Here is a 2,197-nt window from a genome sequence, read left to right as displayed (position 1 = left end):
TCATCACCGCGCGAGAGGAACGAGCCTCCATCGCCTGCGCCTCCAACGCTCCGTTCAGCGAATGGGGCACCACCTTCACCGACCCCCGACTGGCCGCAGCCGTGGTCGACCGCCTGACCTACAACGCCCACATCATCCAGACCGGCACCGCCTCCTACCGACTGGCCAGCACCGCAGCCCAACACCGAAAGGAGCCCGCAACCGCCTGACCGACCAGGACGCCGGCCATCGGCGCACCGACCCCTCACCCATCGCGAGGGTGGGGCCAAATCAAAACAGCACAGCGGGGCCAAACGGGCTTGTCATTCTCAAGCTGACCCAAAGCGACCTCGATGCGTTCGCCGCAGCCTGCCATGAACGAGGACGGCGTACCGGGACCAGCCACAGCCACTACCTATCGGCGATCAGCACCACCCAGACGGTGCTGTACCACCTGGGCGTGGTCGACCAACTGCCCCGCGCCGGGGGCCCGATCCCGCTGGCTGAGCGACTGGCCGAGATCACCCCATCGATCCGGGACGAAATGGTCGCCTACCTGGAGCGAAAGAAGGCAACCTGCCAGGTCAAGACCGTCTCGACCATGGCCACCCGACTCAAGCACTTCGGTGTGTTCTTGACCGGCATCGATCCTGACCTTGCCAGCGTGGCCGACCTGGATCGGCGCCACCATATCGAGCCCTGGCTGTCCTCGCTGCCCGACTCGGTCAGCGACAAGGACGGAAAACCGATCAGCAACGGCGACCACAACCGACGCGTGATCGCCGTGATGACGTTCCTGACCGATATCACCGAGTGGGGCTGGGACGCGGCCCCCGGCAGGAAGGTGCTCTTCCGCGATGACATCCCCAAACTCCCGCAGGTGCTGCCACGGTACCTACCGATCGACGCTGATCGGCGCCTGCAACAAGCACTGACCACCCATCCCGCGAACGAGCTCGCTGCGCTGGCTCTGCGCCTGCAGCGAGCCTGTGGACTACGTATCGGCGAGCTGCTCGACCTGGAACTGGACTGCGTCCACGAGATCGACGGCAATGGCTCCTGGCTCAAGGTTCCCCTGGGCAAGATGGCCACCGAGCGGATGGTCCCACTCGATGATCAGACCCTCGAACTGATCGACAGGGTCATCCGGATTCGCTCCCACTGCCAGCCGTTGCCTCACCCGCGGTACCGGCGCCGAGCACAGTTTCTGTTCACCTACCTCGGACGCCGACTGACCCAACAGGGCGTGCGCGCCGAACTCAACCACGCCGCCGATATCGCCGGACTCGACCACATCACCTCCCACCAGCTGCGCCACACCTACGCGACCGCACTGGTCAACGCTGGCGTCTCCCTGCAAGCACTGATGGCCCTACTCGGTCACGTCAGCGCCGAGATGAGCTTGCGCTACGGCCGACTCTTCGACACCACCATCCGCGAGGAATACGAACGAGCCCTGGACCTGGCCAAACAGAACACCCCGCCCCAGAACCCGGCACCGGGCAGCCCCGGTGGCCGGATCCAAATTCCGCTGGCCGACATCACCGGCGGACGTCCCTGGCAGGACACGCCGCTGCTCAAATCGCGCATGGCAGGAGGATTCTGTCTACGAGCCCCAGCCCAGGGCGCCTGCACCTACGCCAACATTTGCGAACACTGCCCCAGCTACCGCACAGAGCCTTCATCATTGCCGATCCTGGCGGCCCAACGCATAGACGCCGAAGCACTTGCCCGCGACGCCGAAAGCCGAGGGTGGATCGACGAAGCCGACCGCCACCACAAGCTCCTGAACCGCCTCGATGCGCTCATCGCCGACACGGAAGCGGCCGCAGGATGACCGCCCGCGGCAAGATCAACCTCGTCGAACGCGCCTGCACAGACCTGGCCCGCGAAGGCCAACCGATCACGGTCGTCGCCATCGCAGCCGCCACCGGACTGAGCCGCTCGACGATCTATCGCAGCACTGAACTGCGCACCATCGTCGAGCACCACAAGCACCCCGAAACTCCGATGGCCTCGCTCACAGATGAACTCGCGACCCTGCGAACCGCGGTCAACTGCCTCGCAGAGCAAGTGCGCCGCCACGACGAGCAACTCCGCCGCATGCGCCGCTGACCGCGTTATCCGGCCAACGGCCCATCAGGCCCCCGATTAGCCGGATAATCCTACGACAATGCGATGGCCGAGGCGTTCAATTCGCTGTTCAAGGCCGAGCTGG

Annotated in this window: 3 protein-coding genes; all 3 read left to right on the top strand. The window is 65.3% G+C overall.

Annotated elements, in window-relative coordinates; all coding sequences use genetic code 11:
* On the top strand, positions 1–209 hold a 209-nt coding region (locus G6027_RS17650; protein WP_182638278.1), incomplete at its 5' end, for an ATP-binding protein.
* Positions 210–259: 50 nt separating this feature from the next.
* Positions 260–1,816, top strand: coding sequence for a tyrosine-type recombinase/integrase (locus tag G6027_RS17645; RefSeq protein WP_346995790.1), 1,557 nt, complete (start codon positions 260–262; stop codon positions 1,814–1,816).
* A complete protein-coding gene (locus G6027_RS17640; RefSeq protein ID WP_007632371.1) occupies positions 1,813–2,094 on the top strand; it encodes a DUF6262 family protein in 282 nt (93 codons plus the stop codon). The genes G6027_RS17645 and G6027_RS17640 overlap by 4 nt, the downstream gene beginning before the upstream one ends.
* Positions 2,095–2,197: the final 103 nt, after the last annotated feature.

This window comes from Dietzia sp. SLG310A2-38A2 (genome assembly GCF_014145095.1).
In the GTDB taxonomy this organism is placed as follows: domain Bacteria; phylum Actinomycetota; class Actinomycetes; order Mycobacteriales; family Mycobacteriaceae; genus Dietzia.
This window is presented reverse-complemented; position numbering and strand designations above follow the sequence as displayed.